We start from the raw sequence: 23599 nt of genomic DNA, 5'->3' as shown, positions 1-23599 counted from the left end.
TTGCTCCTACGGCATGGGGGTCAGATACCCATGCTTTGAAGTGTCTGGACGATGTTGCGCAGGGTTTGAGTCAGGGCGGGATGCTCGACGTCGAAGCGTTCAACGGCAAGATTGACGCCATCGACCAGGCTTGTGTCTGGAACGGTATTTTCCAGTTTTATCTGGGCGTCGAGCTGTTCCATCAATTTGTGAAGTTCGTCGCGTTCCTCAAGGGAAAGCGGTGGATTCTGTTCCAATTGCTCGCGCAAGGTATCGAGTTTCTCTTGCAGTTCGCGGGCAGGCATGGCGATCTCCCTTCAATAGTAGGCACAGCCATGGACCCGCATGGCGCGTAAAAGGTCCATGGCCCTGCTTTCAGATTAATCCACTTGCGCGCGATCTGCATGATCCCGATCAATGGCGGCCTTCATGGGCGTTCACCCTTGAGGCGACGGTGGCCGATATCGGCCAGGCAATCTTGAAGCTCTTCCAGGTGATCAATGACCGAGTGAACGCCCAGGCCATAGAGCGCCAGCGTCGCCTTGCTGCGCTTTTGCTCCTGTTGCCGGGCGTCCAGCGCTTTCCACTCCTGTGCAGACAGCCCGCACAGCGCTCCGCACGAGGCCAGGCCGATGGTCCACAACCCGGCGTTGAGCCCCGATTGCAGCAGCCGTGGCTCGCCGCTGACCAGCACGCAACCGTCCAGGCGCGGGATTTTCAGCGCCATCAATGCCTGCCAGCACGCATCCGGCGCTGGCCAGGGGGCAAGGCCTGCGGGGTTATGGGTGGCGGCGACCCAGTCGGGCAGAGTCGCCGCCAGCTTGCGCCCGGTTTGCGTCGGCAGTTCGTCCAGCCAGGCGCAGGGCACGCCTTGCTTGCGCAAGGCGCTCAGGGTGTCCATCGCACCGGGTGTCGGCTTGGCCGGTTCCAGTGGCTTGCCCGGCTGGGCGCAGGCCTGGGCGCCAAAGTCCACCAGGCAGCCGCGCAGGCCGAACAGAAGGGCAGTCACAGCGGGGGCAGAGGATGGCATGGCAACGTCCCTGTAAAATGACGTTCAAGCGTACGCCAAGCCCGTGACAGTCCTGTTTCCGCTATGTGACAGCCTGCGCCGCCGAAGTGCCACCGCTGCCTAATTCGCGGCAGACCCTTTATACTCCCGATTTTGCCGCAGGCTGCATGCCTGCAACCGTGATTGTCGAGGAGTAAGTGTATGCGTTTGATCGGTGAGGTATTGATCGATCGTCTGGCCCGTGCCTGCCTGTGTGCAAGCGTCGTGCTGGTGCCGGTGGCGGCCCAAGCGGCCGAAGATGACCCGTGGGAGAGCATCAACCGGCCGATCTTCCGATTCAACGATACGGTCGACACCTATGCGCTCAAGCCCATCGCGCAAGGCTACCAGGCGGTCACGCCGCAGTTTCTCGAAGACGGTGTTCACAACATCTTCAACAACATCGGCGATGTCGGCAACCTGGCCAACAACGTGCTGCAGCTCAAGCCGCAGGCCGCCGGTGTCGACACCGCACGGTTGATCTTCAACACCACCTTCGGCGTGCTGGGCTTCTTTGACGTGGGCACCCGCATGGGCCTGCAACGTAACGATGAAGACTTCGGCCAGACCCTGGGCTACTGGGGTGTGGGCAGTGGCCCGTACGTGATGCTGCCGCTGCTGGGCCCGAGCACCGTGCGCGATGCCATCTCCAAGTATCCGGACGGCTACACCTCGCCCTACCGCTACATGAACCACGTGCCGACCCGCAACGTTGCGCAGGCTGTCAAGGTGGTGGATACCCGTGTCGCGCTACTGCCGGCAGAGAAGTTGATCAAAGGCGACAAGTACACCTTCATCCGCAACGCCTACCTGCAGAACCGCGAGTTCAAGGTCAAGGACGGGCAGGTCGAAGACGATTTCTGATTGATCAGCGGTAAACGGAAGGCGGCCAAATGTGCCGCCTTCTTTGTTTCAAATGAATACTGAATACCGGGACGCAGAGCGTCTGTTTGGATCCCGTCCTGCTTCAACCTTTCTTTGTGTCACGCTTGGCAGGTTTTTTATAACCCATGGTGATTTGTGTGGGAAAAGTCCTCAAGCGACCATCGGTGTGAGCTTGAAACGCCCGGCGGATGGGAGTACCGTCTGCGCCTTACAGGGCACCTCTGAATTTGCTGTGTAGGGCTTCTTGTCCTACAACTCATAGCAGAGAGGCTGGAAGTGAAATCCGGTAAGTGAGTCCAGGCTCGTCCTGGCTGCCTACGTCAACTTAATTTCTGGCGCCGTTTGCCCACATGCAGAAACCCAGTGCCACGCTGCTGATAATCGATGATGACGATGTAGTGCGCGCAAGCCTTGCCGCCTACCTTGAAGACAGTGGCTTCAGCGTCCTTCAGGCAAGCAATGGCCTGCAAGGTCTCCAGGTATTCGAGCGGGAAAACCCCGATCTTGTGATCTGTGACTTGCGCATGCCGCAGGTCGGCGGCCTCGAGCTTATCCGCCAGGTCACCGAACGCGCTCCAGACACGCCGGTTATCGTCGTGTCCGGCGCAGGGGTCATGAATGATGCGGTCGAGGCCTTGCGCCTGGGTGCGGCGGATTACCTGATCAAACCTCTGGAAGACCTCGCGGTGCTTGAGCATTCGGTGCACCGAGCACTGGATCGCGCTCGCCTGGTGCAGGAAAACCAGCGCTACCGGGAGAAACTTGAAACCGCCAACCGCGAGCTCGAGGCCAGCCTGCACCTGTTGCAGGAAGACCAGACGGCGGGGCGGCAGGTGCAGATGAACATGCTGCCCGGAAGCCCGTGGCACGCTGATGACCTGGCGTTTGAACACCAGATCATTCCGTCGCTGTACCTGTCTGGAGATTTTGTCGACTACTTCCGCGTGGACGAGCGCCGTATCGCGTTTTACCTCGCTGACGTGTCCGGCCATGGTGCCTCTTCGGCGTTTGTCACCGTGCTGCTGAAGTTCATGACCACCAGGCTGTTGTTTGAATTCAAGCGCGGCGGCAAGTTGCGCGAATTCATGCCGTCGGAAGTGCTGGGCCACATCAACCGCGGGCTGATCAACTGCAAGCTGGGCAAGCATGTGACGATGGTGGGCGGCGTGATTGATGAAGACACCGGGCTTTTGACCTACAGCATTGGCGGGCACCTGCCGTTGCCGGTGCTGTACACGCCAGGGCAAGCGCGCTACCTGGACGGCCGCGGGCTGCCGGTAGGGCTGTTCAACGAAGCCACCTACGCCGACAATGTGCTGGAGCTGCCGCCAAGCTTCAGCCTGACGCTGTTATCTGATGGCATTCTGGACCTTTTGCCCGGCGAAACACTCAAAGATAAGGAAGCAGCACTGCCTGAAATAGTCAGTGCAGCGGGCGGCAGCCTGGATGGCCTGCGGCAACGGTTTGGTTTAGCTACGCTTGGGGAGATGCCGGATGATATCGCCCTATTGGTGTTAAGCAGGAATCTTCAATGAGTACCGGTAGAATCCAGTTTGCCGAGCAGGATGGCACCTTTGTGCTGAAGTTCGTCGGTGAGGTGCGCCTGACCCTTTGCTCGGCGTTGGATGCGACGATTGAGCGGATTTTCACGGCGCTGAACTTTTCAGCGATCGTCATCGATCTCACCGAAACCCGCAGCATCGACAGCACCACGCTGGGGCTTCTGGCCAAACTGTCGATCCTTTCGCGGCAAAAGGTGGGGCTGTTGCCAACCGTCGTCACCACCCACGAAGACATCACCCGGTTGCTGCAGTCGATGGGCTTCGATCAGGTGTTCAACATCGTCAACCAGCCGATCCCTTGTCCGGAATGCCTGGCGGACCTACCGTCCCAGGACCAGTCCGAAGACGTGGTCAAGGCCAAGGTTCTGGAAGCGCACAAAATCCTCATGGGCTTGAACGACTCCAACCGTGAAGCCTTTCACGACCTGGTCAACGCCCTCGAGCGCACCTGACCGCTCGTTTGAGGGCGCCAGCAGGCGCCCTCGGCCACTTCCCTTATTCGCGACGCTGCTGAGGAAACTCGGTCGGCGATGATCCGTCGGCGTTCATCTGGAAGATGCGCCGAGGTTGCCCCTGTTCATTGAAAAATACCTGACCCAGACCTGCGTTGTTCCAGAGTCGCTCGCCGGATTTGCTGTGCTCGGGTGTGCGTGGCACCACTTCCATGAGCCGGCGCTTGGTAAACCAGTTCAAGGGCGAGCGGGGCGAGTAAAGCCAGCGATTGAGGCGATCAAAGGTGTCGAGCAGACGCCGCGGAAACTCGTTCTTGATCCCGCTGCTGGTGATTTGCCAGATCTGCGGGCCGCGATCCCGGTGGCGAATCAGCACCTCGTAAACGAAGGAATAGTGCACATCGCCAGACAGAATCACGTAGTTCCCCGGCGTGCGCGAATGCCGGAAGATGTTCAGCATGACCTTCGCCGCCCCGCGGTGGGCCATCCAGTTTTCAGCGTCCACCAGCAGCGGATAACCCAGCCAGCTGAACACTCGCTGCACAGTCTCAATCAACTTGACCCCGAAAATCGGCGCCGGCGACACCACGATGGCACTCGGGTGATCGAGCAACTCGTGCTGAAACTCGCACAACGCTTCCCAATCCAGCAGACCTGAGGGCCGTTGCGGGTCGCTCTCGCTGCGCCAGCGGCGCGTGCGGGTGTCCAGCACCATCAGCGCAGGCGTGGTGGGCAACACGTATTGCCAGTCGTGAAAGCGCAGCAGTTGATCGATCAAGGCGTCCTGCGCTGTAGCATTCAAATGCCTGCCGGATTCCTCTGCAATCATTGCCCGGCAACCCTGCAGGGGTTGGACAAACACCTGCGGGTTGTTCCCCCAGCCCTGGCACAGCAGGTAGGCAATCAGCGCATTACCGATGATGCGCCGGGAGAAAGGGTGGCCATACGCGGTCAGCTCCCATTGGGCGCTGAGGTTCCAGTCATCGGTGATGTCGTGGTCATCGAAAATCATGTGGCAGGGCAAGTGGGCAAATACCCGCGCCACGCCGCCCAACCCGGCCTTGAACGCCTCTATATGGGCGTGCTCCTGCACATAGCGCTCGCGCCGCGCGAGCGTCAACGTGGGCATGGTCGGGTTGATCAGCGTCCACGGCGTTGGTGACCAGACCAGCAGGTACATGGCCATCACTTCGGCAAAGGTGACCAAGTGGTTATCGGCGCTGCTGCTGGTAAAAATCGGCTTTTTGACGCCGCCAAAAAAGCGTTCGCGCAGGGTTTCGTTGCTCTTGAGCGCGGGTAGCAAGTCGACTCGGTGGTAGTAACTGGCAGGATGCCTGTACAGCGCCTCGCTGTTGTCGACGACGGCGCCTTCCAGCTGCTCGCCAAACAGGCCCAGGCGCTCGATCAGCGCATGAATGGCCCGCAGCATGGGGCCTGCGACATCGTCGGCGTAGACCTGGTCGCCACTCATCATCAACAGCGCCGGGCGCTCATCAGGCGCAGGGGCGCTGGCGAGCAAGCGGTCGGCGCAGAGCAGGCCATCCGGCGCAGGGTGATGAGGTTTGCGGCAAGAGCCGTGAAGCATATGGTCCAGTCGGGAGCGCAGGACAAAATTCGGCTGTCGGGCCTGGCCGTACAGCAGGTGGGGGGCCCACTCGGCGATCCCTTGCCGCGCGCCGTCGGTCGAGACAAGCAAGTCGTAGTCGATCTGCTCGTCAAGCGGCAGCGGGGCAGGCAGCTTCAGGTCGATCAGGTGGACGAAGGCGTGCTCGCCGATCGGGATGATCTGGCAGCTGTCGTAGTTTAAATCATGTTCCTGCGGCTCGCCGCGCACGGTCAGGCGAAGTATCAGCTGCAGCGATCGTGATCCAACCAGCCAGATCACCAACCGGGAGGCTTCCATGCGACGCAACATCGGGCCGGCCACGACCGGCGGCAGGGGAGAGCAAGAATCAGCAGGAGCGGGCATCAGGACTAAAAACTCTACTCATGGAAAAGGGCGACCGAAGTCGCCCTTGGGCTGGCAAACAATTGGATCGGGCCCCTTCGCGGGCAAGCCTCGCTCCCACATGCCCCGCATTCGAACTGCGGGGGGTGTGTAGGAGCGAGGCTTGCCCGCGAAGCTTTTCAGGCGCGTAAATATCAGCCCTTGGAAGCCAGCAGTTTCTCAAGCTTCTCCTGATCACGAGCAAACTGACGAATACCCTCAGCCAGTTTCTCGGTCGCCATCGCATCTTCGTTCGAAGCCCAGCGGAACTGGCTCTCGGTCAGATGCTGACGTGGCTCACCGGCATTGCCCGGTGCAAGCTTGCGGGCCAGAGTGCCAGTGTCCTCGGACAATTGTTGCAGTAGCTCGGGGCTGATGGTCAGGCGGTCGCAACCGGCCAGCTCTTCGATCTGGCCGATGTTACGGAAGCTGGCGCCCATGACCACGGTTTTGTAGTCATTGGCTTTGTAATAGTTGTAAATGCGTGTTACGGACTGCACACCCGGATCGTCCGCGCCCACGTACTCGGTGCCGTTGGCCTTCTTGTACCAATCGTAGATACGACCCACGAACGGCGAAATCAGGAACACACCGGCCTCGGCGCAGGCCACGGCCTGGGCGAACGAGAACAGCAGCGTCAGGTTGGTCTGGATGCCCTCTTTTTCCAGCTTCTCGGCGGCACGGATACCTTCCCAGGTCGAAGCCAGCTTGATCAGCACTCGCTCACGGCCGATACCGGCCTTGTCGTACAGCTCGATCAACTGACGGGCCTTGGCCAGCAGCGCCGGCTCATCGAACGACAGGCGCGCATCGACTTCAGTCGAGATTCGCCCCGGAATTACCTTCAAAATGCCGCTGCCGACCGCAACGGCAAAACGGTCGCAAGCCAGGCCCAGGTCGCCCTTGCTGTCGCGCACCGAGGCATTCAGCAAATCGGCATAGCCCGGCATTGCCGCGGCCTTGAGCAGAAGAGAGGGGTTGGTAGTGGCGTCGACCGGCTTGAGGCGGGAGATGGCATCGATGTCACCGGTGTCGGCGACCACAGTGGTGAACTGCTTGAGTTGTTCCAGCTTGGAGGTCATGTGCGTGCTCTGTCCTTTGCGTTTAGACGACATTACCCGAGCACTGCCAACCGCTCAAGCGCTGCGGCGGGCAGTGGCTTCGATGTGGGTAATAATGGTTGGAGTGCACAGGTGGGCGTGGGTTCCGAGCGCCCTGTCGGTTAGCGCCCTTCGAGAATCTCGCCGGCCTGGTCGAGCAACCCCAGTGGGTCCTTGCTCTTGTGAATATCGACCGACAACAACTGGCGGAACTTGCGCGCGCCGGGAAAGCCCTGGCCCAGCCCGAGGATATGCCGAGTGACATGATGCATCGCCCCGCCGGATGCCAGATGCGCGGCGATATACGGCCTCAAGCGCTGCAGCGCCTCAAAGCGCGAAATCACCGGCGCGCTGCTGCCGAACAGCCGCTGATCCACCTCCGCCAGCACATACGGGTTGTGATACGCCTCCCGGCCCAACATCACCCCGTCGAACGTCTGCAAATGCGCCTGACACTCGGCCAACGTCTTGATCCCACCGTTAAGCACAATCTCAAGGTCGGGAAAGTCAGCTTTCAGCTGAGCCGCGATGTCGTAGCGCAGCGGCGGAATCTCGCGGTTCTCCTTCGGCGACAGCCCCTCAAGGATCGCGATCCGTGCATGCACGGTAAAACTGCGGCACCCGGCCTCCCGAACCTGACCGACGAAATCGCACAGCTGCTCATAACTGTCGCGACCATTGATGCCAATGCGGTGCTTTATCGTCACCGGAATCGACACCGCATCGCGCATCGCCTTCACACAATCGGCCACCAGTGCCGGATGCCCCATCAGGCAGGCGCCGATCATATTGTTTTGCACCCGGTCGCTGGGGCAGCCGACGTTCAGGTTAACCTCGTCGTAGCCCGCTTCCTGAGCCATGCGCGCGCAAGCGGCCAGGTCGGCCGGCACGCTGCCGCCCAGTTGCAGGGCCAGCGGATGCTCGGTGTCGTCGTGGCGCAAAAAGCGCTCGTGATCGCCGTGCAGCAGCGCGCCGGTGGTGACCATCTCGGTGTAGAGCAGGGCGTTGCTGGAGAGCAGGCGCAGGAAAAAGCGACAGTGGCGGTCGGTCCAATCCATCATCGGTGCAACGCTGAAGCGCCGGGACAGCGCAGAGCTTGTATTTCGTGGGTTTGAGGCTGATTTATCTAGCATTTTGCTCTACGTGTCTTGTACCAATATTCAGGGGTTTTCGGTGGTTTTTGACGGGTGGTTGGGACAATGTGCCAAGCCGACAACGACGTGTACCAATTCAAAAATGGTAACGATCAGAGCGCGCAAAAGGGCCGATGGCACCACCAGCTACACCGTCCAGATCCGAATCAACCGCGACAAGCGGCTAGTCTACCAAGAGAGCCAGACATTCGCCCGCAACCAGGCTGCTCAGGCTTGGGCAAAGCGACGGGAGACAGAGCTGAATGAGCCCGGTGCGATTGAGCGCGCGAGGCTTGGCGCTGCCGGCCGATGTCCGATGCCGCATCGTCCTCGCGTGGCCCCAGAAAACACGGCATGGGACCTTGCCCCGATTACGCCGCCTCTACGGTCAGCGACAGGCGGCGACCCAATAGGCGCAAAGCCCGCTCGACGTGCTCGATCTTCGAGGCGTGCAGGAAGTCCAGCAGCCGGTCGACTTGTGGCCGGGCCACCTGCAGGCGCCGCGCCAGTTCCGACTTGCTGACGTCTTCGGCCAGCAGCGCATTCCACAGGGCGATTTTCGCCACGGTTAGCGCCGGCAGACGCAACACTTGGTGCGGTTCGCCCCGCGGTTGTGCCTCGGGAATCGGCCGGCGCTGATCGACGTAGATCGACAGGGCGGTCTCCATGGCATCCGTGGCATCGGCAAAGGCCTCGGCCAGGGTATCGCCGGATGCGTGCATCTCGGGAATGTCCCAGCAGGACAGCCATACACCGGACGGCTCCTGGTGAATCTCAAGCGGGTACTCGTACATAGGTCCTCACCTCTGTTGAAAAATGTACTTCATATTCAAGTCTCGTGCTGTTTCGGTGAAGGCATTGTGCAACTCTTATGTTGCATGCGCAACATTTATGTTGCACGTATTATCCTCAGTATCCGCAACCCTTATTGGCTGCCAGCGCGACGCTCATGAGGCTCACCGGCCGACGCTGTGCCCCTTACATTGGTGCGCCTTCGGGCGCCGATGACAGCCGACACCTGATGCGCGCCGTCTTGCGAAGTCGTCAGCAGCCTTGGGATTTTCAAGGGCAATATAATTGGCTTCGTCTTCCAGGTTTTTGAGGGCTTTTTCCAGCCACTCAACCTGCATTCCATACGCCGTAACAAGCGGCTATAACAATGAGCGCAAGAAAACAGACCAACTGAACGCAAAAGAAGGTAAACCGAACAGCCACGAACGTATCGGTTTGCACATGGGATACGTGAACCAGAGACTGGCACACGCGGGCGATTAAAACGATTATGGACAAGTAGCTCACTGCAGGGCCGTCGACACCAAGGGCTGAAATCACGAACACGATGGCGCCAAAGACAGGCAGATTTTCCACACAGTTCGCGTGTGCTCTTGTCCCGCGCCGATACCAATCCTTGCCTTCGAGCTGATCGCTTCGGAAAGAGGCAATCGGAACATTCGAGAACAAGATTCTGACCCAGCGATACACCCCGACGGTTGCCATCAACAGCAGCAAAGTCCAGGTCGCAAATCCAAGTAACATCCACATCGGTATCGTCATGGCTGCCATCCGCAATAAATCATTTTCAGCACGTCATCCCACAGCCGCGGGGCCGACGCGCGGTCGGCCGCCCCCTGTCGATCAATTGCTCATGATGGGCGCCAGTGCGGTCTGAATCATGGACATCTGTGCTGGTGTTGTCATGCGCGCAAGCAGCCGGCCAAAGTGTGGATGCTGCACGCCCGAGATAATGTATTGCCAGCGGTAGGCGCTCAGTACGGAGGCTTTGATTTGGGCTGTTTCATCGACACTGAACGATCGTAAAACATTTCGAATAAAGTAGTCGGCATCGGATGCCGATTGCGCCTGCAGGATTGCGTCGACAGCCGCCACCAGCGCAATCAGATCGTTCACTGCCTGGTCACGCTCGGCTGGCGAGAGTTTCGCGTGCTCCGCCATCCACTCCAGTTCATCGAGTACGACGTGCCGGCTTTCATCCTTCCAGTGAAATTTGAAGACATCCTTGAATAGTGGGCACAACTCCTCGCGCGGGGCGATGCTTTGCGCGTAGTGCGCCTGGACAAACAGCTCGATATGACAGGTCAGCGCCAGCACCGACCAGGTGCTGGCCGCAAGTACCGCGCGCGCCACATCGTTTGGATCGGCAACTTGACGATATCCCGCTGGCAATTGCGAACCCATCATCGTCTCCATGCGCCGGAACAGCTCCTGATGCTTGATCTCGTCGTTAGAAAAGCGCACCAGCGCTTCGAGTGCGAGCTGATCGTCAAATACATGGGCCCGACCTTGATCGAGCATTTTGGCACTGATAAAGCGCTCGACCAGGCCAAAGATATACGCATAGGTTCGGCCCTGAATCTGACTGAGCAGGCGCACCTCGTCTGCGGCGAGAAAGGTCAGGCGGTCGATCCGCGATAGTCCGTCGGGCAAGAATTTGCGCGAGAAGTCGAAACTGCGATCCTGTAGCAAATCGCGATCGATCTGCCATTCCGCTTTCTTCGATGATCTGAGAATTTGAGCATAACGGGCGGTGTTGCCCGAATCTGCGCCGGGTATGGTAGCGACGGTGTTCATATCGATCTCCTGCTTCCCTGGTCGAGTTGGAAAGGGGCAATTACGGTTAACGTCGGAGCCAATGACCCTTGGTGAAGCGTCTGGGGATGGTCTCGATCACTGAGTCCGCATTGGTGCTAATCTAGGCCTCGCAGTTCAGGCAGTGAATGACCAGTCCGCCTGATTACGTGCTCTGGACTCCGGAAAAGAGGGCGGGCAATTGTTGGATGCGCTATCTGATGTCTTGCGCGTGATTCGGCTGTCTGGAGGGGTCTTTCTCGAGTCGGAATTCACTGCGCCCTGGTGCATCAACGGAAAAATCTCCGCGGACGATTGCAAGCCGTTCCTGGCGGCACCGCGACATATCATTGCGTCGCATTTTGTCGCCGCCGGAAACATGCAATTACGAATCGACGGTGGTGCCACCATCGACGTGCGGGCAGGCGAACTCGTTCTGCTTCCTCGCAATGACGCTCATTCTTTTGGCAGCGACCTGAGCATTGCGCCCATGCCGGCGAGCGAAGTTATTCGGCCACCAGAAGTCGGCGGCATTTCACGAATCAAGTACGGCGGGGGCGGCGAGGCCACGCAGCTATTGTGCGGATTCCTCGGCTCTGAAACACCCTTCAGTCCGTTGCTTTCGTCGCTGCCATCGGTATTGAAATTAGACGTACGTGCGACGGCTTCGGGAGCCTGGATTGAAAGCTCATTCCGTTTCGCTGTCAGTGAGACCGCGGCCGGGCGCGTCGGCTCGACAACGGTGATCGCCAAGCTATCCGAATTGCTATTCGTCGAAGCCGTCAGCCAGTATGTCGCGAGCCTCCCCGCTGAGCGGCGCGGGTGGCTGGCGGGTTTGCGAGATCCGCATATTGGGCGCGCATTGGCACTGCTCCATGCTCGTCCAACGGAAGGTTGGACTGCAGAAGCCCTGGCGCTTGAAGTGGGCATGTCGCGCTCGGTATTCGCGGAGCGATTCACGGCATTGGTCGGACAACCACCGATGCAATACCTGACTCTCTGGCGTATGCACGTGGCGGCTCAACACCTGCGCGAAGGTCGCGGTAATGTGGCGCAAATTGGCCTTGCAGTGGGCTACGAGTCCGAAGCTGCGTTCAGTCGCGCATTCAAACGCCAGTTCGGCACATCACCTGGCACTTGGCGCAGACAATCAGCATGAGAAGGTCCCTTGTGACGCCTCATGTTGAGTACAAGGCGTTGGGTAGCGCGGACGTTCGGCGTATTGAAGCTTATCGAGAGCTTTTCAAGTCAGCTTGCGTGGAAAACGTGGTCTGTCCCCTATTTTGCAAGATAAAAATAGCGTTCATTCTGACTGCGCTAGCCAGGTTGTTCCTTCCCTGTCCGCGCGAGCTACCAACGCAACTCGAAGGCATTTCTCGCGCCCGGCTGGATGCTGCTACCCAAGCGTGCGCACTCGCGAGAAAGGGTGTCGTGCAGCCATTGACGGTCATCCCCTTCGGCGCGACAGATGCGAAAGCGACGCAGGCGGGTGGGTATCAGCTCAAGTGACTGCAGGCGCCCGCCCGGGTCCAACGAGGCAAAGTATAGAAGCCCCAGCTCGCCGCGAAAGGCTGTGTGGTCCTCGATGCCTTCGTAATCGTTCAAGAGATCACCGCAGCCATAGAGAATCAGGTGTTCGCGGTATACCTCGATGCCCTTGACGTGGTGCGAGGAATGCCCGTGCACCACGTCAACTCCGGCCTCGTCGATCAAGGCATGGGCGAACCGGACCTGCTCGCGCGTGATATCGAACCCCCAGTTGCCGCCCCAGTGAATGGAGGCGACCACCAGATCCCCCGGATTTTTGCCCTCCAGAATCCGTTTGGCCACAGGGCGCAGGCTTTGCATCGACAGATCCTCCAGCCGCGCGACGCCCGCGCGCCTATCCGTGGCGGCCCAGTGCGGCGCAATGCCGCTGTCGGGTGCGCCGAGGCCAAACACCAGCAAGCGCCGCCCGCCAGTCTGCAACAGCACGGCGGGCGCTTCGGCAGACTGCCGGTTGTGCCCGGCGCCGGCGCTGCACATACCGTTGCTCGATAGGGTATCTAGCGTATCGGCCAGGCCAGCTGCCCCCCAGTCCAGCACATGGTTGTTGGCCAGCACGCAGCAGTCGATGCCGGCTGCGCTGATGGCCGGGAAGTTCTCCGGGCTCATGCGGTAATTAATGCCCTTTTGCTCCGGTCGCCCGCGGCGGGACACCGCAGTTTCCAGATTGATGATGCGTGCGTGTGGCTGGCGATGTTCGAACTCATCCAGCGCAGCGCCCCAGACATAGGTGAAATCGACTGGACGGGGAATCGAGCCATTGAGTCTTTCTGCCAGCCGGACGTAATCGCCGGCATTCTTGACGTAAGCTTCGTAAAGCCGCGGATCGCCAGGATGCGGCAGTATTGAGTCGATGCCGCGGGCGGTCATGACGTCGCCGGCGAGAAACAGCTTCAGCGTATCGGTAACAGCTGCCATGGCACCCTCCAGATATCCCGAATAACCTGAACCGGGGACAGCCCCCGATTAGCTCACCTGCGGCCCCATCACAACGATCATCACGTCTCAACTATAGCTGGGTGGTGTGCTCAATCAGGCCAGCCATATGACGGCTGACACTCGGTTCAGCATCGACTGATAGAGGGCCGCAACTGCACCTCGGCAATGGTGCCGAAGCAGATAAGGTCCTTCAGATGCCGAAGTGCTTGCGCGGAAAACCTGATTCGTCGGCGAAGCCCAAGGCGGTATAAGGACAACCAGGAAGGGTGGGCTTCGAGTCGATAACGTCTGCAACTTGGTGAATCCATTGCGAGTTGGAGCCGATTGCCTTGACCAGGTACCACAGCACAGCGATCAATCCATAAAGACGGGTTACCGCGTTTGCATCCAGCGAAAGCGCCTGAAAGTAAGCATCGCCTGTGATGACGGGAAGTGGGTTTGACGATACCTGATTCCAGATCCGCGCATGGTGCGCGCATCGATTGCGCAAGGTGTTGATCTCTTGCAGCCAATCTTTCAGCACCTTAGGGTTGGCGATTCCAAATCGACGACTGATTCGGTTCTGGTGGCTACCTTTCAGAATCTCGAAATATTTCGACACTGTACCGAAGTCCCACGCTTCCACGACGACCCAGAACGGCATGGCTTTGTGGTTTCGTCGGTGCCACTCGATGCTGTCTTCCCGACTCCTGTTGATCTGGTCGTTCTGGCGCTTGAGCCATTCACTCCAGATGTTGCGCTGCTTACCCGACTTATCGGTGTAGTTTCTAGTCTGTGTCGGATTGATGAAGCCTGGGTCCTGATAGGCCATAGGGTCGTGGTATCCGACCTCATGGGCAATGACCGAACGAACATGAATCTCGATGCGCTCGATGGCATCGAGCATCAGTTGTCGTAATTTCTTGTCGAAAAGATACAGATCAAAGACTGCATCGAATTGGGTGCCAGGCACGAAGGAGTCTTGGCGCAGAGGCTTTTTACTGACCCGACACATCACAACATTGTTCTGTGGGTCGCGAATGAATTCACGGCAGGGAAACCAGAAACCACTCAAGCGATAGTAACCCACCTGAACCAGTTTACGTTCGGTACGGGCTCTATCGGGTAATTGCATACCGCGATGAGCGAGAAGATTTGCCAGGTCGCTATACGACTGGAATGGTTTAGGGGGCGCTAACTGTTGCAACGTCCATGTCCCACAAAAAAGAAGGCCCAAACATAATGCTGGACAAGCCAACACCAGAGGTTCGGGCGCGATTGGGGGCAATTTTGTGCCTGCTGGATGCTCGTGTCAACGCTCTGACAAGATTGTTGACATACCCCCTTCTGCGGATGCACAGGGTGTTGTCTCGCTGAAAAACAACGGACTAACCCATCACCTGCTCACTCAGCAAAACCCCCGCGATGATGATCATCACCGCCCCGGACAGCCGACTGACGACAACAGCCGCGGCCGGACGCGCCTCATGAAGCGGGTCATCCAGGACCGGCCTTTGCCTTTGTGACTTTAGGAGAGCTGCCCTTTGGCGTCATTTGATCCCTCGGAGTGCATAAGGTCCGCTACTCAACTGTTCGCTCAAAAACTCCAGGCAAACCCTGATTTTCTCGGACTGCGATGCGCGTACCGTGGTGACCGCTGAAACATCGGCGTGTTGGCGGTAGGCCGGTAACACTCGTACGAGTTTGCCCTCATCGATGCTAGGGGCTACATCCCAGGTAGAGGCCATGATGATGCCAAAACCTTCATAGGCCCATTCGCGAACGATGTCGCTGTAGTTAGAAGCCATCGGCCCGGTAACCTTCACTGTTTCCATCCCGGCAGGGCCTTCAAGGCGCCAGATGCCAAAGCTGCTGTCCCTGTCACGAAACAACAGGCAGTCGTGCTGCGTCAGGTCTGTCAGCGAAGTCGGATAGTCTCGCTCAGCCAGATAGCTGGGGGCGGCACAAAGAATTCTCTGGCTGCTGGCGATTTTATGGGCAATCAGATTCTGCTCGGTGACATCCCCAACCCGAATATCAATGTCGAACTGCTCACCCGTCAGGTCCGTGCGTCTGTCCATCAACTCAAGCCAGACTTCCAGTTTTGGGTAGCGTTTGCGCAGCAACGCAAGCACTGGCGCTATATGGAAACGGCCCAGTCGTTGACTGGTGCTGATTCTCAACAGACCCCGGGGCTCGACCCTGTCTCCATGGGACACCTCCAGCATTCCCTGCACGTTTTCCAGAATCTGTTTCGCCCAGATCAGCATGGCCTCGCCTTCACGGGTAATGGTGACGCGCCGGGTGGTCCGGTTGAACAGTTTGCAGTTAAGGGTTTGCTCAAGGGTCGCGACCCGTTTACTGACGTGAGCGGGCGAGATGCCCAGGTCAGCGCCCGCACTGACGAAGCTCGAACGCCTGGCAATGGTCGAGAACAGCAGAAGATCCCGAAGGAACGGATCATTGTTCAGTAGCAGAGAATTCTGATTTTCCATTTGAGCCAATTATGGTCTTCGGCGGGGATAGTAGTCTTGATCCTAGCAGCATCTGGCGGGGCAGCGTTGCCCCTCAGGTACACAAAAACAAAACCCGCGAAGATCAAACCATGTCTGAAAAAATCAAAATTGCCGTGGCCGGCGTTGGCCTGATCGGCCGTCGTCACATCGAACTGGTACAAGCGAGCCCGTCCTGCGAGCTGGTTGCCGTGGTCGATCCCATGGAGGTGCCCGCTGACTACCTGAACAGCCTGGGCGTTCCTCAATACACTGATCTGTCCTCTCTTTTTGCCGAGTGCAAGCCTGATGGCGTGATACTTGCGACCCCCAATGCCCTGCATGTCGCCCAGACACTGGAGTGTATCGATGCAGGTGTTGCCGCACTGATTGAAAAACCCGTTGCTCACAGCGTCGAGGAGGGCAAGCGTCTGCTGGCCGCCGCGCAGGCCACGGGCGCGCGTTTGCTTGTGGGGCACCACCGGGCACACAGCCCTATCCTGGCAAAGGCTCGCGAAGTGATCCGCGAAGGAGTCCTCGGCGAGATCGTTGCGGTACAAGGCAGCGCCCTGTTCTACAAACCCGACGATTACTTCGATGCAGCCGTCTGGCGTCGTCAGGTGGGTGGCGGTCCCATTCTGATCAACATGATTCATGAGATCGGCAACCTGCGCTCCCTGTGCGGCGAGATCGTTGCGGTTCAGGCCATGCAATCGAACGCTGCGCGCGGTTTTCCGGTCGAGGATACGGTCTGTATCGGCCTGCGCTTCGAAAATGGAGCGTTGGGGTCATTCCTGCTCTCGGACTCGGCAGGCTGCGCACGCAGCTGGGAGCAAACCTCCCAGGAGAATGCGAGCTACCCCGCTTTTGATGACGAAGACTGCTATGTCGTCAGCGGCAAGGGTGGCTCACTTTCAGTACCAACCATGCGACTGAAGTATTTCGCGCGAGTCGAAGACCGATCGTGGTGGAAGCCGTTTCAAACCGCGACTGCCGAAGTCAAACGTCGCGACCCGCTGGAGATTCAACTCGAGCATTTTTGCCAGGTTATTCGAGGGGCTGAGGAGCCCTTGGTCACCGTACGCGATGGCTTGCGAAATCTGATCATCACCGAAGCTATCGCCGAGGCGGCCCGGACCGGGGCAATCGTGCGCACAACATTCCCCTGATCGTCGGTTGCATTGCCTGCGTCTGCACAGTGTTGGCCGGTATCGTTGCAGTGGCTCATGGCTCGCGCGGCTGACTTTTCACCCTGCATGGCGATCAGCAGCCGGATGCTTGCGGAGCAATGGCTGCTTTATTTGCTGATACGTGTCGCCATCGGAGAGCAGCGTGAGTTTCCTGCCATCCTTCAACGTGACGATAAATGTGACCTGCGCATCATCGTCAGGAAACAGGAAGCCCGCCATCGCTCCGAGAGGGCCCAGAACCAGGCCGCCTGCCAGTCCCAATGTCAGCGCTGTGTCGATCGGGTCGGAGCCCTTGTCTTCCATGGTCTTGATCGATTCTATCCATGAAGTCGGAATTTTCAGGCCTGGCCAAGGGAATAGAGGCGTCTCTATTTTGAAAACACCGTCGTCATACTCTCCGTCACCACACAGAAAATCGCCGGCTAAAATCTGGACTTTAGCCATGACAAGATCTCCTGGTTGTTTATGGGTATTAAATCTTGAACTCGATGCTGCTGTTGTCAACGGACAATTGATGAAGTGTTGGATGTTCATAAAGGGAATGAGCCTTCAACTTTAAATAAGTCAAACGTATAAGGCTCTATCGCTCACGGAAAAACAGCGCAGGGGGCCTTGATTGTTTTGCCGTCGTACCCGATGTAGTGTGATAAGCGTTACCCGCAAGGGCGCTTTGATTCAATGAGCTTACACTCAGGAGGTTTCGAAATGGCTACCACACTTTCGTTGGCTCCACTGTTCCGCCAGTCGATCGGCTTCGACCGCTTCAACGATTTTTTCGAGTCGGCGCTGCGCAGCGAAACAGGCACGACCTATCCGCCCCATAACGTTGAAAAGTATGGCGATGACCATTACAGAATCGTGATTGCTGCCGCCGGGCTGGTCGAAGAGGATCTGGAGTTGCAGGTTGAAAAAGGTGTGCTGACGGTTTCCGGTGAGCGCCGGGAAAGACGGGAAACGGGCAGCGACGTAACGTACCTTCATCAAGGGATCATGCACGGGGCTTTTCGCTTGTCCTTCCGTTTGGCCGATCATATTGAAGTGCAAGGTGCAACGCTCAAGAACGGTTTGTTGAGCATTGAACTGCTGCGCGAGATCCCGGAAGAAGCCAAAGCCAAACGTATTGCAATCAATCGCGAGGATGAGATTGCAGGTGAGCATAAAGTTGAAGTTCAGTAACCCTTCGAAGGCGCTCTACGGAGCGCCTTTTTTATAGCACTCGAATGGGCAGATCGAATGATGATGCGGCCTTCAAGATCGCTTCGCGGGCAAGCCCAGCTCCTACACGCCGGGACTACACAAAAACCCTGTAGGAGCCGGCGGTCCGGCGTTCCGGCTTGCCCGCGAAGCAGGCGACGCGGCGCACCTCGTCATTTTGGCGCTTGAGCTGACTCAGCTCCAGGGACGATCGCCGTTCTCGTCCTTGATGCGGGTCGGCAGGCCCATCACGTCCAGCGCCTTGAGGAACGGCTCAGCCGGCAGTTCTTCGACGTTGGCCATGCGCTGCACGTCCCACTCGCCGCGGGCGACCAGCAGGGCGGCGGCCACCGGCGGTACGCCAGCGGTGTAGGAAATGCCCTGGCTGTCGGTTTCGGCAAAGGCTTCTTCGTGGTCGGCCACGTTGTAGATGAACAGCTCGCGCGGCTGGCCATCCTTGGTGCCCTTGACCAGGTCGCCGATGCAGGTCTTGCCGGTGTAGCCCGGCGCCAGCGAGCTCGGGTCAGGAAGCACGGCCTTGACCACTTTCAGCGGCACGACTTCCAGGCCCTCGGCGGTCTTGACCGGCTGCTCGGAGAGCAGGCCCAGGTTCCGGAGGACGGTGAACACATTGATGTAGTGCTCGCCGAAGCTCATCCAGAAACGCACGTTGGGCACGTTGAGGTTCTTCGACAGGGAATGAACTTCATCGTGGCCGGTCAGGTACAGGTTCTGCGAACCGACCACCGGCAGGTCGTCGGTACGCTTGACTTCGAACATGGTGTTGCTGGTCCACTGGCTGTTCTGCCAGCTCCACACCTGTCCGGTAAATTCGCGGAAATTGATTTCCGGGTCGAAATTGGTGGCGAAATACTTGCCGTGGGAACCGGCATTGACATCGAGAATGTCGATCGAATCAATGCTGTCGAAATACTGTTGTTGCGCCAGTGCCGCATAGGCGTTGACCACCCCTGGGTCGAAGCCCACGCCGAGAATGGCGGTGATGTTCTTCTGCTTGCATTCCTCGAGGTGCTTCCACTCGTAGTTGCCATACCAGGGCGGCGTCTCGCAGATCTTGCCCGGTTCTTCGTGAATGGCGGTGTCCAGATAGGCCGCGCCGGTATCGATGCAGGCACGCAGCACCGACATGTTGAGGAAGGCGGAACCGACGTTGATGACGATCTGCGATTCGGTTTCGCGGATCAGCACCTTGGTCGCCTCGACATCCAGAGCGTTCAGCGAAAAGGCTTTGATCTCGGCGGGCTGCTTGAGGCTGCCCTTGGCCTTGACGCTGTCGATGATGGCCTGGCATTTGGAGATGCTGCGCGACGCGATGGCAATACGACCGAGTTCATCGTTATGCTGCGCGCACTTGTGGGCCACCACCTTGGCGACACCTCCTGCTCCAATGATAAGAACGTTCTTCTTCAATCTCTTTATCTCTCCTTATGTGCCAGCTTACGAGAGGCTGGACAGGTAATCGTCAAAACCGAATTCACGAACCACTTCAACGCTACCATCGAGTTGTTTCACGACGATGGACGGCATTTTCAGGCCGTTGAACCAGTTTTTCTTGACCATGGTGTAACCTGCTGCGTCGATGAACGACAGCCGATCGCCGATGGCCAGCGGACGATCGAACGGGTATTCGCCGAAAATGTCTCCGGCCAGGCAGGATTTGCCGCATACCATGTAGGTGTGTTCGCCTTCGCTGGGCGCAAGCTTCGCATTCAGACGATAGATCAGCAGATCGAGCATGTGCGCTTCGATGGAGCTGTCCACCACCGCCAGATGCTTGCCGTTGTAGAGGGTGTCGAGCACGGTGACTTCCAGCGACGCGCTCTGGGTGATGGCCGCTTCCCCCGGCTCCAGGTAGACCTGCACGCCGTATTTCTGCGAGAAAGCCTTCAGGCGCGCGCAGAAAGCGTCCAGCTCGTAGTCGTCACCGGTGAAATGGATGCCGCCGCCGAGGCTGACCCACTCGACCTTGTGCAGCAGGTGGCCGAAGCGCTCTTCGATGGTGCCCAGCATCTGGTCGAACAAGCCGAAATCGCCGTTTTCGCAGTTGTTGTGGAACATGAAGCCGGAGATCTGCTCGATGACTTGCTCGACCTTCACCGGATCCCATTCGCCCAGACGGCTGAATGGCCGCGCCGGGTCGGCCAGCAGGTAATCCGAGCTGCTGACCTGAGGGTTGACCCGCAGACCGCGGACTTTGCCTTCGGACGCCTCGGCGAAGCGCTGCAGCTGGCCGATGGAGTTGAAGATGATCTTGTCGCAGTTGTCGAGCATCTCCTCGATCTCGTCGTCAGCCCAGGCCACGCTGTAGGCATGGGTCTCGCCAGCGAACTTCTGGCGACCCAGCTTGAGCTCGTAGAGCGACGACGAGGTGGTGCCATCCATATACTGCTGCATCAGGTCGAACACCGACCAGGTGGCGAAGCACTTGAGTGCCAGCAGGGCCTTGGCCCCGGACTGTTCGCGCACGTAGGCGATCTTCTGCATGTTGCCAAGCAGCTTCTGTTTGTCGATGAGGTAGTACGGCGTTTTGATCATTTCGAGGCCTCCGGCAAGGCCAGCCAAAAAAAGGACGCGAATTGTGCCTTCTCTTGACACATATCGAAAGGGCGCAAGTGCAATTCGCTGAGTCAATGTCTCGGGCTGGCGTCGTCATTGGCGGTCCGAAGGCCCAGAAACGCATGCAACTGTAACGGCGCATTTCACCCGGGCGGGGAAGTCCTCTCGGCAATGCCTGAGCACGAGGTGCGCCGCCAGCATACTCCGATTTCAAATGCCCCTTCTCATGCCGAGGCATAGGTCCGACGCCGGTTACGCCGCAGGCACCGCGTCGGACTGCGAACTCAGCCCTTGGCCGCCATCGCGGTGACTTCCACGCGCATGCCTTCGACGGCCAGGGCGGCCACGCCAACGGCGGCGCGCACCGGCCAGGGCTTGGCGAAGAAGCGCTGGTAGACCTCGTTGAAGGCGGCGCGGTCGGCCATGTCGGTGAGATAGATGGTCAGGTGCAGGACCCGGTCCATGGAACTGCCGGCGCGCTCCAGCGCTACCTTGAGCGCCTGCAGGGTGCACTCGCTCTGCTCGATGATGCCGCCGAGCTCCAGGCTGCCATCGGCGCGGGTAGGGATCTGGGTTGAGACCAGCAGGCCGCCGAAACCGGCAACGTCGGAGGAAATGGACTCCGGGTCGGGGTCGGGGAGGAAGGTGATGTCGTGGTTTGCCATGGGGATCTCTTGATTGAGTGAATAGGGAGGCGGTCCGCCCGATAGTGAGGAAGGCGAGTGGATATCTGCGCGAAGGTGATTATGCTTCAAACGAGCGTGCAACGATGCGTGGCCATCGGCCTGTGGGCAAGGCTTGCCGGGACGCCGGACCGCCGCGATGGTACCGACCTGGTCTCAGAATGGGCCGCCAATAGCTGCGTCTACCCAGGCAAGTTTTTTGTCGCTTGTGCTGGCCTCATCGCTAGCAAGCTCTGCCCACAGGCGTACGGTTCAGTTTCGGGGAGTGGCCCAGTCAGAGCGCCTGCCCAGGGTCCACGGCCACTTTGCCGCGCGATCCGCCCCGGTGTGCTGGCGAGGTCTGCTGATTCAAGATGACAGGCGTCTGGTCAGCCCTGTCCTTTGAAAGGTCGCTGCCTCGAAAGCAGCTATTGCGCCAACACCTCCCTGAAAACATCAGGCCTCAATGCTGCAATGTGCAATAAAGACCGCGCTGCGCCAGACGGCGTGCGACGTCCTTGCTCCCACTCCTGCAGCGTACGTACAGACACGCCGAGCAATTCGGCAAATTTCGGTTGTGAGAGCCCCGTTTTGCTGCGAGCCTCGGCTGCCTCTGTTACCTCAATCTTGTGAACGGCACCGTGGCGCCCGGCCTTCACGTCCAGAATTGAAGCCAGCAATTCTTCACCGATATTCCGTTTGGCGTCCCGCTCCAGGAGTTCTTTTTCAGTCAGGGGCATGATTCAGCTCCTTAGCGATTTTGCGCAGGATATGCGCAGGTATATTCTCGGTGGCGCCTTTACCGTAAATGAGTAGAGTCACCAAAGCGCCACAGGCAAGCTGCGCGGTATAGATAATCCTTACCGCGCTACTCTTCCCCTTGCCCTCCATACTCCAGCGAACCTTTCGGCATCCGTCCGTGCCAGGTATTACCGCACCGGCATCTGGATTGTTCGCTAGATACGACATGAAGGCACCACGTTCTTCTTCGGTCCAGTAGTCAGGCCATAGCTTGGAAAACAACGGGGATTCGATGATCGTCAGCATGGATGGGATCATACGTCTTTGACGTATATTTGTTCAACTGTGGTTGTCAGTTTGATCAACAGGCGTTTCTAGCTCTGCGGAAAAATCGATCACGATACCTGTCATCGGCTTCCCAATACTTCGAAAAAAACGAACCCAGCGTAAGTAATTAACGATTTTTCCTGAAGCAACATCATCGCTAGCATGACTTAGACAGTCAGAAGGATCGCCGACCCGGCGCCCAACGAGGTTGAGCCGGCGAAATCTCCGTCATAGGAACGGGAGCACGGTATGTCCCGCATGACCATCGGCGAACCCTGGATGTGGGGTGCTTTCGTCACTTTCGTCATTGCCATGCTGGCGCTGGATCTTTTTGTGTTCGGCGGGCGCAAGGCCCATCGTGTTTCGGTCCGGGAGGCGCTGTCCTGGGTGCTGGTGTGGACGGGGCTGGCACTGGCCTTTGCCGCGTTGCTCTGGTGGTATCTGAATGGCGCGTTCGGTGTTGAAGTTGCCCAGCGCAAAACGCTGGAGTTCCTCACCGGCTATCTGATTGAACAATCACTGTCGATCGACAACATGTTCGTCTTCGTCATGATCTTCAGCTACTTCGCCGTGCCGGCGGAATTGCAGCGACGGGTCCTTTTGTATGGCGTGGTCGGGGCGATTGTCATGCGGGCCGCGATGATCTTCGCTGGTGTCTGGCTGGTGTCGCAGTTTACTTGGGTGCTGTATGTCTTCGGCGTCTTTTTGATCATTACCGGTATCAAGATGCTGATCTTTGCCCAGCGGCAGCGCGATCTCGACAAGAACCCCTTGTTGCGATGGTTGCGCGGTCACCTGCGGATCACCGCCGATTTTCATGCAGAGCGATTTTTTGTGATGCAGAACGGTCTTCGCTGGGCGACGCCGATGTTCCTGGTGCTGGTGCTGATCGAAGCCAGCGACCTGGTGTTCGCAGTCGACAGCATCCCGGCGATCTTCGCCGTCACCACCGACCCCTTCATCGTCTTCACCTCCAACATCTTCGCCATCATGGGCCTGCGGGCGCTGTACTTCCTGCTGGCAGACATGGCCTATCGTTTCCATCTGCTCAAATATGGCCTGGCGATCGTGCTGGCCTTCATTGGCGGCAAGATGTTGGTCACGCCGTGGTTCCACATGCCAGTTCAATGGTCGCTGCCATTGGTCGGCGGCATTATCCTGACTTCTGTGCTGCTGAGCCTGATCCTGACCCGCGACAAAACGCCAACCATGGAATAACAG

Annotated in this window: 24 protein-coding genes and 2 pseudogenes; 8 read left to right on the top strand and 18 right to left on the bottom strand. The window is 58.6% G+C overall.

Features of this window, described 5'->3' with window-relative positions:
- Positions 1–20 precede the first annotated feature (20 nt).
- Both GUY40_RS02160 and GUY40_RS02155 read right to left on the bottom strand, forming a co-directional pair.
- A complete protein-coding gene (locus GUY40_RS02160; RefSeq protein ID WP_166567289.1) occupies positions 21–284 on the bottom strand; it encodes a DUF4404 family protein in 264 nt (87 codons plus the stop codon).
- A gap of 122 nt (positions 285–406) precedes the next feature.
- Positions 407–1009, bottom strand: coding sequence for a hypothetical protein (locus GUY40_RS02155; RefSeq protein WP_166567288.1), 603 nt, complete (start codon positions 1007–1009; stop codon positions 407–409).
- Between the two features lie 180 nt (positions 1010–1189).
- Here GUY40_RS02155 and GUY40_RS02150 point away from each other — a divergent pair, with 180 nt between their 5' ends.
- The 3 genes from GUY40_RS02150 to rssC all read left to right on the top strand — a co-directional run bounded on the left by GUY40_RS02150 (position 1190) and on the right by rssC (position 3926).
- Complete coding sequence (locus GUY40_RS02150; RefSeq protein ID WP_166567287.1) at positions 1190–1891, top strand: VacJ family lipoprotein; 702 nt, start codon at positions 1190–1192, stop codon at positions 1889–1891.
- Between the two features lie 371 nt (positions 1892–2262).
- Complete coding sequence (rssB, locus tag GUY40_RS02145; RefSeq protein WP_166567286.1) at positions 2263–3447, top strand: two-component system response regulator RssB; 1185 nt, start codon at positions 2263–2265, stop codon at positions 3445–3447.
- Positions 3444–3926, top strand: coding sequence for an anti-sigma factor antagonist RssC (gene rssC, locus GUY40_RS02140; RefSeq protein ID WP_166567285.1), 483 nt, complete (start codon positions 3444–3446; stop codon positions 3924–3926). Before rssB ends, rssC begins: the two co-directional genes overlap by 4 nt.
- Positions 3927–3969: 43 nt before the next feature.
- Here the strand turns inward: rssC and GUY40_RS02135 are convergent, their stop codons facing one another.
- From GUY40_RS02135 to dusA, 3 genes are all read right to left on the bottom strand, one after another.
- On the bottom strand, positions 3970–5895 hold the full coding sequence (locus GUY40_RS02135; protein WP_166567284.1) for an alkaline phosphatase D family protein: 1926 nt from the start codon (positions 5893–5895) through the stop codon (positions 3970–3972).
- Positions 5896–6068: 173 nt separating this feature from the next.
- Positions 6069–6995 carry a transaldolase gene (gene tal, locus GUY40_RS02130; protein ID WP_166567283.1) on the bottom strand — a complete coding sequence of 309 codons (927 nt, stop codon included), beginning with the start codon at positions 6993–6995 and terminating at the stop codon, positions 6069–6071.
- Between the two features lie 140 nt (positions 6996–7135).
- Positions 7136–8146, bottom strand: coding sequence for a tRNA dihydrouridine(20/20a) synthase DusA (gene dusA, locus GUY40_RS02125; RefSeq protein ID WP_166567282.1), 1011 nt, complete (start codon positions 8144–8146; stop codon positions 7136–7138).
- Positions 8147–8249: 103 nt separating this feature from the next.
- Here dusA and GUY40_RS28140 point away from each other — a divergent pair.
- Positions 8250–8444 (top strand): annotated as a pseudogene (locus GUY40_RS28140) (site-specific integrase); the annotation flags it as partial.
- Between the two features lie 73 nt (positions 8445–8517).
- Here the strand turns inward: GUY40_RS28140 and GUY40_RS02115 are convergent.
- The 4 genes and pseudogenes from GUY40_RS02115 to GUY40_RS02100 all read right to left on the bottom strand — a co-directional run bounded on the left by GUY40_RS02115 (position 8518) and on the right by GUY40_RS02100 (position 10735).
- Positions 8518–8940: a type II toxin-antitoxin system HicB family antitoxin gene (locus tag GUY40_RS02115; protein ID WP_166567281.1), complete on the bottom strand. Its 423-nt coding sequence runs from the start codon at positions 8938–8940 to the stop codon at positions 8518–8520.
- A gap of 240 nt (positions 8941–9180) precedes the next feature.
- Positions 9181–9276 (bottom strand): annotated as a pseudogene (locus GUY40_RS28135) (type II toxin-antitoxin system RelE/ParE family toxin); the annotation flags it as partial.
- Entirely contained in the window at positions 9266–9700 is a 435-nt protein-coding gene (locus tag GUY40_RS02105; RefSeq protein WP_166567280.1) for an MAPEG family protein, read from the bottom strand. The gene GUY40_RS02105 and the pseudogene GUY40_RS28135, both read right to left, overlap by 11 nt.
- Before the next feature lie 81 nt (positions 9701–9781).
- Positions 9782–10735, bottom strand: coding sequence for a diiron oxygenase (locus GUY40_RS02100; protein WP_166567279.1), 954 nt, complete (start codon positions 10733–10735; stop codon positions 9782–9784).
- 199 nt (positions 10736–10934) lie between these two features.
- On the opposite strand from GUY40_RS02100, the gene GUY40_RS02095 reads away from it, so the two are divergent.
- A complete protein-coding gene (locus tag GUY40_RS02095; RefSeq protein ID WP_166567278.1) occupies positions 10935–11891 on the top strand; it encodes an AraC family transcriptional regulator in 957 nt (318 codons plus the stop codon).
- A gap of 191 nt (positions 11892–12082) precedes the next feature.
- On the opposite strand, the gene GUY40_RS02090 is transcribed toward GUY40_RS02095, so the two are convergent.
- The 3 genes from GUY40_RS02090 to GUY40_RS02080 all read right to left on the bottom strand — a co-directional run bounded on the left by GUY40_RS02090 (position 12083) and on the right by GUY40_RS02080 (position 15690).
- Positions 12083–13195, bottom strand: a complete 1113-nt coding sequence (locus GUY40_RS02090) for a CapA family protein (RefSeq protein WP_166567277.1) — start codon at positions 13193–13195, stop codon at positions 12083–12085.
- A gap of 211 nt (positions 13196–13406) precedes the next feature.
- On the bottom strand, positions 13407–14402 hold the full coding sequence (locus GUY40_RS02085) for an Abi family protein (RefSeq protein WP_256675626.1): 996 nt from the start codon (positions 14400–14402) through the stop codon (positions 13407–13409).
- A 343-nt stretch (positions 14403–14745) separates the two neighbouring features.
- A complete protein-coding gene (locus tag GUY40_RS02080; protein ID WP_166567276.1) occupies positions 14746–15690 on the bottom strand; it encodes a LysR substrate-binding domain-containing protein in 945 nt (314 codons plus the stop codon).
- Positions 15691–15800: 110 nt separating this feature from the next.
- Between GUY40_RS02080 and GUY40_RS02075 the strand changes: the two genes are divergently transcribed.
- On the top strand, positions 15801–16856 hold the full coding sequence (locus tag GUY40_RS02075) for a Gfo/Idh/MocA family protein (RefSeq protein ID WP_166567275.1): 1056 nt from the start codon (positions 15801–15803) through the stop codon (positions 16854–16856).
- A gap of 78 nt (positions 16857–16934) precedes the next feature.
- Here GUY40_RS02075 and GUY40_RS02070 read toward each other — a convergent pair whose 3' ends face one another.
- The gene (locus GUY40_RS02070) at positions 16935–17321 is read right to left on the bottom strand and encodes a hypothetical protein (RefSeq protein ID WP_166567274.1); all 387 of its coding nucleotides are present in this window, start codon (positions 17319–17321) and stop codon (positions 16935–16937) included.
- Positions 17322–17582: 261 nt separating this feature from the next.
- Here GUY40_RS02070 and GUY40_RS02065 point away from each other — a divergent pair, with 261 nt between their 5' ends.
- The gene (locus tag GUY40_RS02065) at positions 17583–18053 is read left to right on the top strand and encodes an Hsp20 family protein (protein WP_166567273.1); all 471 of its coding nucleotides are present in this window, start codon (positions 17583–17585) and stop codon (positions 18051–18053) included.
- Positions 18054–18266: 213 nt separating this feature from the next.
- On the opposite strand, the gene GUY40_RS02060 is transcribed toward GUY40_RS02065, so the two are convergent.
- The 5 genes from GUY40_RS02060 to GUY40_RS02040 all read right to left on the bottom strand — a co-directional run bounded on the left by GUY40_RS02060 (position 18267) and on the right by GUY40_RS02040 (position 22357).
- A complete protein-coding gene (locus GUY40_RS02060; protein WP_166567272.1) occupies positions 18267–19502 on the bottom strand; it encodes a saccharopine dehydrogenase family protein in 1236 nt (411 codons plus the stop codon).
- 27 nt (positions 19503–19529) lie between these two features.
- On the bottom strand, positions 19530–20627 hold the full coding sequence (locus tag GUY40_RS02055; protein WP_166567271.1) for a carboxynorspermidine decarboxylase: 1098 nt from the start codon (positions 20625–20627) through the stop codon (positions 19530–19532).
- Between the two features lie 305 nt (positions 20628–20932).
- Positions 20933–21313: a RidA family protein gene (locus GUY40_RS02050; RefSeq protein ID WP_166567270.1), complete on the bottom strand. Its 381-nt coding sequence runs from the start codon at positions 21311–21313 to the stop codon at positions 20933–20935.
- 425 nt (positions 21314–21738) lie between these two features.
- Entirely contained in the window at positions 21739–22050 is a 312-nt protein-coding gene (locus GUY40_RS02045; protein ID WP_166567269.1) for a DNA-binding transcriptional regulator, read from the bottom strand.
- Positions 22037–22357 (bottom strand): transcriptional regulator, encoded by a 321-nt coding sequence (locus GUY40_RS02040; protein WP_178117639.1) that lies wholly within the window; start codon positions 22355–22357, stop codon positions 22037–22039. Before GUY40_RS02040 ends, GUY40_RS02045 begins: the two co-directional genes overlap by 14 nt.
- 270 nt (positions 22358–22627) lie before the next feature.
- Between GUY40_RS02040 and GUY40_RS02035 the strand changes: the two genes are divergently transcribed.
- The gene (locus GUY40_RS02035; RefSeq protein WP_166567268.1) at positions 22628–23596 is read left to right on the top strand and encodes a TerC family protein; all 969 of its coding nucleotides are present in this window, start codon (positions 22628–22630) and stop codon (positions 23594–23596) included.
- The last annotated feature ends 3 nt before the right edge of the window (positions 23597–23599 follow it).

This window comes from Pseudomonas sp. R5(2019), assembly GCF_009905435.1.
In the GTDB taxonomy this organism is placed as follows: Bacteria; Pseudomonadota; Gammaproteobacteria; order Pseudomonadales; family Pseudomonadaceae; genus Aquipseudomonas.
Note: the sequence above shows the minus strand (reverse complement) of the source record. Positions and strands in the feature narration are given on the sequence as shown.